Origin of the sequence: Massiliimicrobium timonense, assembly GCF_002160865.1 — a bacterium.
GTDB lineage: Bacteria > Bacillota_I > Bacilli_A > Erysipelotrichales > Coprobacillaceae > Allocoprobacillus.
Map to the genome: position 1 here is coordinate 25,692 of NZ_NFLJ01000035.1, position 9,199 is coordinate 34,890.

Here is a 9,199-nt window from a genome sequence, read left to right on the forward strand (position 1 = left end):
CCTTTTATATAAGTATACCATGCTTTTTGCCAAATAAAGATACTTTTTGGATAATTATGTCGAAGCACAAGAAAAACTTTTTCTAAAGCAAATCTATTCCAACATTTGCTCATTGTATGATATTTCAATACCTTATTTTTATATTTATTTAAAAAATTGATATATTCAAAATATAAAGAAAGCACTTTAATCTTAATGACTAAAGTGCTTATCAATATTATAATCCTTTTTCAGTTAATTCTCTTGCAACATCATCTTTGATTGTCACACCTTCTGCTTCAAGCTGGGCAATCTTATCAGCAAATTGTGGTAAATATTTTTTATGGGCAAGTAATAATTCATCTAATACTCTTTTTGCTGTGGCTCCTGATGGAATCTGTGGATTTAAGATAAATGCCTGTAATGCTTTTCCATAATCCCCTGTAACAGCTGCTTCTTCTACACACCATTCCATATTTTTCATGCATTGTAACCATCCTCTTTCTGCTGGTTGCAATGGTCCAAAGGCAATTGCTCTTGCTCCTGTAGCTCCAATGAATGAAGAAACTTCGACAGCTGCTTCTACTGGTAAATCAGGCACTGCTCCATTGTTTCTTGTTGTGACAACAATATGTGTGTTCTTATTGGCATAGATAGAAGCAATTGTTTCACAGGCAGCATCACTATAATGTGCTCCTCCACGTTTTGCTAATTGTTCAGGTTTATGATCTAAATCAGGATTTTTATATAATTCAAACAATTCTTCTTCAGTTTGTTTAACCTGTTGTGCTCTTGTTCCAATTGTATTATATTCTTCAAGTCCATGTTTCAACATTTCTTCTTGACGATAATAATATCTATGATATCCACATGGAATCATTTGCATTGTATCAAGTTGTTCTTTAAAGAATGGAATATCATGAATATTAGCTGGAATTCCTCCATCTTTTCCTTCATACATAGCATCAATAATTTGTTGAGTCACTTCATTTCCGTGTTCATCAAAAACTTTATGCCAATGGAAGTGATTCAATCCAGCAAATTTGTATGTTAACTGGTCTAAAGTTTTTCCAATTGTTTCTGGTTCTTTCATCATTGCTCCTACAGGAACATTACATAAACCAATCACTTTATCCCATTTTCCATATTTCATAACAGCTTCAGTGACCATTCCACTTGGATTTGTAAAGTTAATTAACCATGCATCTGGACATAATTCTTTCATATCTTCTACAATACTTAAAATCACTGGAATTGTTCTGAAAGCTTTAAAAATTCCTCCAGCACCATTTGTTTCTTGTCCCAACATTCCATAAGAGAAAGGAATTCTTTCATCTTTCACACGGGCATTTAATAATCCCACTCTAAATTGAGTTGTGACAAAGTCTGCTCCAGGTAAAGCTTCTCTACGGTCTAAAGTTAAATGTACTTTGACATCATATGGTGAAGCATCCCACATACGTTGAGCCATTGCTCCAACGATTTCTAGTTTTTCTTTTCCATCTTCAATATCAACTAACCAAATTTCTTTAATTGGAAGTTCGTCATATCTTTTAATAAATCCTTCCATCAATTCAGGAGTATAACTACTTCCTCCACCAATTGTGACAATTTTTACAGGTTTCTTTTCCATTATTTTTTCCTCCTTGTATTTACTACATATAGTATAATATCAAAAAGCTCACTTTGCATATTATTTTCATTTCTTGAAAAGAGTTTATATGAAAAACATTGATTTTCCGTGATATAGTGTTAATAAATACATATAAAAATGAATTTATAAGTTACAAAATCAATACTATAATTAAAAAAGTTCTAAAAGAAACTAATACGTTTTCTCACCTCTCATGACCATTCCTTTTTCTTTTATATTGTAGCTTTATGATTGATATTAAACTTTTCTTAATTATGTCATCATCTCTAATAAAAAAAGATATGTTTGATTACCGACTTTTCCATAAAATGTTGAAGCTGACATATTTAAGCATTTTGCCATTTCTTCATATAAAATGTTTTTCCTCATTCTTCTTTTAATAATTCTTAATCCATATGTTTCCCTATGTATGCAATACAATGATCATAATTTTTTTATTCATATACCAGGATATTTAATGATAGGAAAAGTACCACTCTACTACTCTATAATGGAAGTTTTAAAAGATTCTACTATTAATGGAATCTATCCAGTAGGCACTTTCCATTATGTAAAGCTTTACATAAAGGTAAAACTTATATCATTAGAAAATTTGCTAAAAACAATTATAAAAATCTAGTTGAAATTAATTTTAAAAGAGATAACGAATTTCAAGAACTTTTCAAACAAACAAAAACCTCTCATGATTTATTACAATATCTTGAATTAACATATATAAATATTCAGTTTGATCAGAATACTTTACTCTTTTTAGATGAAATTCAAGCATGCAGTGATGCTTTTACAGCTTTAAAATTTCTTTCTGAAAATTTTCCATGTGATATTATCTGTTCTGGAAGTATGCTAGGTATTGCTTGTGGCATCAAGTTCTTCATTTCCAGTTGGCTATGTTGAAACATGGGAGATGTATCCATTAACTTTTCTAGAATTCATTGATGCAATGAGGATCAATCCATCTGTCATTGATATTATTTATCAATCGATTGAAAATCATAAGTCTATTCCTACTGGAATTCATGAAAAATTTAATCAGTTCTTTAAAGACTATATGATTATTGGCGGCATGCCAGAAGTTGTACAGACCTATTTTCAGACAAAATCCTATAGAGAAGCTTTGATGGTTCAAAGACAGATTGTTGATGACTATAGAAATGATATGCTTAAATATGCTCATGGTTCTGAAAAAATAAAAGCAAGAGAATGTTATGATTCTATACCTCTTCAACTTGCTAAAGAAAATAAGAAGTTTCAATATAAATTAATCAAAAAAGGTGGAAATGCACGCTATTATGAATCAAGTCTTGATTGGTTGAAAGACAGTGGACTTATTATCAAAACATATAGATAAAAAAATCCAGATATTCCGTTAGAAGTCAACAAAGAATTGCATATATTTAAAATTTATATGGCAGATACTGGTCTTCTTATATCCCAATTTGATGAAGCTGTCATTAAAGCACTGATTTTGGGAGATTTAGGATATTTCAAAGGTGCTCTATATGAAAATATCATTGCCCAAATACTTCATTCAAAAAAGAAAGAAACTTATTATTATGAACCTTCGCAATCACAGGAAATCGATTTTATCATTTATTATCAAGGAGAAGTAACTCCTATTGAAGTCAAATCATCACGTAACACAGCATCAACATCATTTAATAATTTTATAAAAAAATACAATCCTTCCTTAGCTTTGAAATTTTCTCAAAAAAATATTGGTGAAAATTCTCAAAATGTACATTATTACCCATTATATACACTTGAATTTATTTTTAATAAAGAAAAGCCTATTTTACCATAAAAAAAGAATGTCAGTTGAAATGACATTCCTTTTTATTTATCATTTTTCCTTTTCTTATTAGCATAATAAGCACGAACAAGCGTCTGTGTTTTTCTAATATGTTTTTGAATAGTCTCTTTAGCTAATTTTTTATCTCCAGATACAATCGAATCTAAAATCGCACGATGCTCTTGAATGGCTGTTTCTAATCTTTCTGGTTGTGTAATAGAATGACGACTTGTCACTGATACATAATAATGAACATCTTTTAATAATTGTTCAAAATATTGAGATTGTGTCGCTTGATAAATTGTTTCATGATATAAAATATTTAAATCATTAATTTTTTCCTGATCCTTTTTTAATGTATAAAACTCCATGAGTTCAAAAACATCTTTAATCTTAGCCAGATGTTCTTCATCCATTCTATCAATAGCCAACTGAATAGCTAATCCTTCTAAAGCACAACGAATTTCAAACATATCATCAATATCACGTGGAGAAAATCCCTTCACATAGACTCCTTTATTAGGAATACTTTCAACAAGTCCTTCTAATTCCAATTGTTTTAAAGCTTCACGAATTGGAGTACGACTAATCTTCAGCTCATTAGCCAAAGCTAATTCATTTAACTTCTGTCCATGTTCGTATTCTTCATTTAAAATACGATCCCTTAAAATATCAAATATCTTATTTCCTAAAGAGCCATGTGATACATGTTCAAATAAACTATGTGATGGCATTGCTTTCCCTCCTATAATTCATTTATGATTGCTTGAACAAATTCTGTAGTTGAAGCATGGCCACCAATATCAGGAGTGACAACTTCCTGTTTTTCAACAACTTTTGCTAAAGCATCTCTTAATGTCTTCGCTGCTTCAATATTCCCTAAATCTTCTAACATTAACGCAAAAGCCAATAATAATGCACTTGGGTTAGCAATATTTTGTCCAGCAATATCTGGGGCACTGCCATGAACAGCCTCATAAATACGATATTCATCTCCAATGTTTCCACTAGGCGCAAAACCAAGTCCTCCAACAAGTCCAGCACATAAATCAGAAACAATATCGCCATATAAATTAGGTGCAACCAGAACATCAAAAGTTTCCGGTCTTAAAACAAGCTGCATACACATATTATCAACAATGACTTCCTGTGCTTCAATATCAGGATAATATTTAGCAACATCTCTAAAAGCCTCCAAGAAAAGTCCATCGGTATATTTCATGATATTGGCTTTATGAACAGCTGTCACTTTATGACGCTGATTGATTTTCGCATATTCAAAGGCATAACGACAAATTTTTTCACTGGCTTCTCTTGTTATTAATTTCACTCCATTAGCCATATTCTCATTCAGTTTATATTCAATACCTTTATAAAGGTCTTCTGTATTTTCACGAATGATGACCAGATCAATATTTTCATATCTTGATTCAACACCCTTAAAAGAACGAATCGGTCTAACATTAGCATATGTGGCAAATTTTTGTCTTAAAGCCACATTCACACTTCTAAAACCAGTTCCAATAGGTGTGGCTGTTGGACCTTTTAAAGCCCATTTATATTGCTCAATAGCTTCTACCAATCCTGGTTCAAACACTTCTCCTGTTTCTTTGGCATATTCAGCTCCCGCGCGATATTCTAACCATTCAATATCTAAATTCATTGCTTTTGTGATATCTTTAATACTTTCAGCAATCTCTGGTCCTATTCCATCTCCTGGAATTAAAACAGCTTTCATTAAAAATCCCCTCCCAATTCTTTAATCGCATTTAATAAACCACCTTGTAAAATCATCACTTTTTCTCTAGGTGCTAAAGTCAACTGTGTTGATAAAGTTTCTTTTGTTTGAACATTTTGAACAATGATGGGTTCATCTTTTTCAACTGATTCTTTAACATTCAATAATACATATTCATCTTCTTCATTAAAGAAATCATAACCTTTCTGATCAATCACAATCGGTAAAATACCATTATTAATCAAATTAGAACGATGAATTCTTGCAAAAGATAAAGCAAAAATAGCTCTAATCTTTAAATAATTAGGGACTAAAGCAGCATGTTCTCTTGAAGAACCTTGTCCATAATTATCTCCCCCAACAATAAATCCACCATGATTTTCCTTCGCTCTTGTATAGAACTGATCGTCCACTTTTGAAAAAGCAAATTTCGCAAGATGAGGGACATTTGATCTAAATGGTAAAAGTTTTGAATCTGATGGAACAATATGATCGGTTGAAATATTATCCCCTACTTTTAATACAACTTTTCCTTGAATATCATCATTTAATTTTTCACCACGAGGAACAGGTTTAATATTTGGTCCCATATAAACTTCTGTTTGTGGATCATATTCATCAATAAAGAAATTCTGATTTTTAATAAATGGCGTCATTGGTACTTCATCTAAAGACATATCATCTTCAAACTGACAAGATAAATATCCTTTAATCGCAGAAAGAGCTGCCACTTCTGGTGATACGAGATACACTCCAGCATCATTTGTTCCTGAACGTCCCTTAAAGTTACGATTAATTGTTCTTAAAGAAATCCCTTGAGAAAGAGGGGCCTGTCCCATACCAATACATGGTCCACATCCACATTCTAAGATTCTTGCGCCAGCATGAATCATATCAGCCAAAGCTCCATTTTGTGATAACATAGCCAAAATACTCGAAGAACCCGGTGCAATAACTAAAGACACATGATCAGCCACTTTACGTCCTTTTAAAATCTTAGCTGCACGCATCATATCTGCAAATGATGAATTCGTACATGAACCAATAACCACCTGATGAATATGCATTCCTTCTAATTCCTTGACTGCCACAACAGCATCAGGACTATGAGGTTTTGCAACCATTGGTTCCAATGTTGATAAATCAATATCCAATCTTTCATCATATTTTGCATCTGCATCTGCTTTGAATTCAACATAATCTTCTTCTCGACCTTGTTGCTTTAAATATTCTAAAGTTCTTTCATCAGTAGGAAAAATAGATGTTGTTGCTCCAAGTTCAGCTCCCATATTACAAATAGTTGCTCGATCCGTTAAAGATAATGAAGCGATACCTTCCCCTGTATACTCAACAATTTTATTGACACCACCTTTGACACTCAAGATTTGTAAAATCTTTAAAATGATATCTTTAGCACTCACCCAAGAAGCTTTCTTCCCTGTTAAATTCACTTGAATTACACTTGGGCATTGTAAATAATATTTTCCTGTCGCCATAGCCACTGCAACATCCAATCCACCAGCTCCAATCGCAATCATTCCCATCGCCCCACAAGTTGGTGTATGTGAATCACTACCGACTAATGTTTTTCCTGGTTTTGAAAAATTTTCTAACTGTAACTGATGACAAACACCATTTCCCGGTTTAGAAAAAGTAATCCCATGCTTTTTCGCCACACTACGAATAAACTCATGATCATCCATATTTTCAAATCCCGTCTGCAACATATTATGATCAATATAAGCCACAGCTTTTTCAACTGCCACCTTTCCTGTATCCATGGCTTCTAACTGTAGATAAGCCATTGTTCCTGTAGAATCCTGTGTTAATGTCTGGTCGATTCCTATACAAATAGGTGTTCCCGGAATTAACTCTCCTTCTTTTAAATGTGCCTGTAAAACTTTATATGCTAAATTCATTTTGATCACCCCTTATATTTATTGTATACAATTATACAAGGTTATGTTTAAACAATCAACAATAACTTTTAGAGTTTATATTTTCAATGATGTATGTTACAATGGACAAGGTGATAAATATGATACTAGCTTGTTCATCTTTAAAAAAATCATTTCAGGGAACTGATTTACTTAAAGATATTACTTTTAAAATTGAAAAACATGATAAATTAGCTATTATTGGTGTCAATGGTGCTGGTAAGACAACCTTATTAAGAATCATCTGTGGTGAGGAAAGTTATGACAGCGGTGAAATCTTTATGCCTAAAAATACCAAAATAGGCTATTTATCACAACATAATACACTCAATCCTAATTTGACTGTCTATCAGGCATTAGAGGATGTTTTTCAATCCTTAATCATGAAAGAAAAGCGTCTTCGTGAACTTGAACAACAAATGTCCTCTCATCAACATTTAGATTCTATTATGGATGAATATGAACGCTTAACATATGAATTTGAAAGTCAGGATGGTTATAGCTACCAAAGTCAAATCAAAGGTGTTTTAAAAGGCTTAGGTTTTGATGAATCTATGTGGGATATGCCTATTTCTATTTTATCCGGTGGGCAAAAAACACGTCTTTCTTTAGGAAGATTATTATTATTAAAACCAGACCTTTTACTTTTAGATGAACCAACCAATCATTTAGATGTAGAATCCATTGAATGGCTGGAAAATTATTTAAAAAACTATCCTCATGCCATTATTATGGTATCTCATGACCGTTATTTCATTGATCAAATTTCTAATCAGATTGTAGAAATTGAACACGGCAAAGCCACAACTTATAAATGTTCATACCAAGAATATGCTATCATTAAAAAGCACAATCGTGAAGTTGAATTAAAACATTATATTGATAATCAAAAAGAAATCAAACGTATGCAGGAAAGCATTGATTTATTAAAGTCATTTAATCGTGAAAAACAGGTCAAACGTGCTGAAAGTAAAGAAAAAGCACTCGCAAAAATGGAAAAAGTCGAAAAACCAGATGCCCTGCCACAAGCTATACGTATTCAATTTCAACCTTTAGTAGAATCAGGCTACGATGTTCTCAAAGTCAAAGACTTAGCGATGGCATTTGATAAACCTTTATTTGAACATATCAGCTTTGAAGTCAAAAAGCAGCAACGTGTCGCTTTAATTGGGCCTAATGGTATTGGGAAGACAACATTATTTCATCTTATTTTAAATGATTATATGCCGACTTCTGGTAAAATCAAATTAGGAACAAAAGTTATGATTGGTTACTATGATCAGGAACATACATCATTATCATTCCATAAAACTATTTTTCAGGAAATTAGTGATACATATCCCCAAATGAATAACACGGAAATTAGAAATGCCTGTGCATCTTTTCAATTTAAAGGTGATGATGTCTTTAAAACAATTGATGTTTTATCTGGTGGAGAACGTGGACGTATCGTTTTAATGAAACTTTTGCTGTCACGTTGTAATTTTTTGATTCTTGATGAACCAACTAATCATTTGGATATTGAATCTAAAGAAGTTTTAGAAGATGCTTTATTATCTTTTGAAGGAACAATCTTATTTATTAGTCATGACCGTTATTTTATTAATAAACTTGCCACACAGGTGGTTGAAATGAACGCTCATGGATGTCATGTCTATACAGGAAATTACTCACAATACTTAGATAAAAAAGTAGAAACCAAAGAAACAAAAGAAAAAAATCAATCTTATATAGAAAACAAAAAAGCCCAATCATTACAACGTAAACATCAAAATCAAATCAAAAAGATAGAAAAAGAAATCTCTCATTTGGAAGAACAAATAAAAGATTTCAATCATCAACTCCAACAAGAAGATGTTTTAAATGATTATAAAAAATATAACGAAGTCACTCAAAACATCGATGAAACAAATCGTCAACTTGAAGATCTTCTAGAACAATGGGAAAATATGCAAATGGATTAAAGATAACTCTTTAATCCATTTCAGGCTGTTGACAAAGTAAAAAGTCAACAGCTTTTAGTTTTCAAATAGAAAAATATATGGTATTATATCTATTGTCGTGGATGACTTCGTTCCAAATATGCAAATTTTGAGGCTCCA

General features: G+C 31.9%; 8 protein-coding genes. 4 read left to right on the plus strand and 4 right to left on the minus strand.

Annotated elements, in window-relative coordinates; translation table 11 throughout:
- Positions 1-217: 217 nt before the first annotated feature.
- Positions 218-1,612, minus strand: a complete 1,395-nt coding sequence (locus B5E75_RS11205) for a 6-phospho-beta-glucosidase (protein ID WP_087359266.1) — start codon at positions 1,610-1,612, stop codon at positions 218-220.
- Between the two features lie 600 nt (positions 1,613-2,212).
- On the opposite strand from B5E75_RS11205, the gene B5E75_RS15100 reads away from it, so the two are divergent.
- The 3 genes from B5E75_RS15100 to B5E75_RS11220 are packed head-to-tail and all read left to right on the plus strand — an operon-like array spanning position 2,213 to position 3,434.
- Positions 2,213-2,527, plus strand: coding sequence for an AAA family ATPase (locus tag B5E75_RS15100; protein WP_087359285.1), 315 nt, complete (start codon positions 2,213-2,215; stop codon positions 2,525-2,527).
- On the plus strand, positions 2,490-2,981 hold the full coding sequence (locus B5E75_RS11215; protein WP_087359268.1) for an ATP-binding protein: 492 nt from the start codon (positions 2,490-2,492) through the stop codon (positions 2,979-2,981). The genes B5E75_RS15100 and B5E75_RS11215 overlap by 38 nt, the downstream gene beginning before the upstream one ends.
- Before the next feature lie 36 nt (positions 2,982-3,017).
- On the plus strand, positions 3,018-3,434 hold the full coding sequence (locus B5E75_RS11220; protein WP_143746963.1) for a DUF4143 domain-containing protein: 417 nt from the start codon (positions 3,018-3,020) through the stop codon (positions 3,432-3,434).
- 32 nt (positions 3,435-3,466) lie between these two features.
- Here B5E75_RS11220 and B5E75_RS11225 read toward each other — a convergent pair whose 3' ends face one another.
- Genes B5E75_RS11225 through B5E75_RS11235 form a run of 3 tightly spaced genes read right to left on the minus strand, consistent with a single transcriptional unit; the run spans position 3,467 to position 7,079 of the window.
- The gene (locus B5E75_RS11225; RefSeq protein ID WP_087359272.1) at positions 3,467-4,156 is read right to left on the minus strand and encodes a GntR family transcriptional regulator; all 690 of its coding nucleotides are present in this window, start codon (positions 4,154-4,156) and stop codon (positions 3,467-3,469) included.
- Between the two features lie 11 nt (positions 4,157-4,167).
- On the minus strand, positions 4,168-5,160 hold the full coding sequence (locus B5E75_RS11230) for an isocitrate/isopropylmalate dehydrogenase family protein (protein WP_087359274.1): 993 nt from the start codon (positions 5,158-5,160) through the stop codon (positions 4,168-4,170).
- Positions 5,160-7,079 carry an aconitate hydratase gene (locus B5E75_RS11235; protein WP_087359276.1) on the minus strand — a complete coding sequence of 640 codons (1,920 nt, stop codon included), beginning with the start codon at positions 7,077-7,079 and terminating at the stop codon, positions 5,160-5,162. Before B5E75_RS11235 ends, B5E75_RS11230 begins: the two co-directional genes overlap by 1 nt.
- Positions 7,080-7,198: 119 nt before the next feature.
- On the opposite strand from B5E75_RS11235, the gene B5E75_RS11240 reads away from it, so the two are divergent.
- The gene (locus B5E75_RS11240; protein WP_087359278.1) at positions 7,199-9,061 is read left to right on the plus strand and encodes an ABC-F family ATP-binding cassette domain-containing protein; all 1,863 of its coding nucleotides are present in this window, start codon (positions 7,199-7,201) and stop codon (positions 9,059-9,061) included.
- Positions 9,062-9,199: the final 138 nt, after the last annotated feature.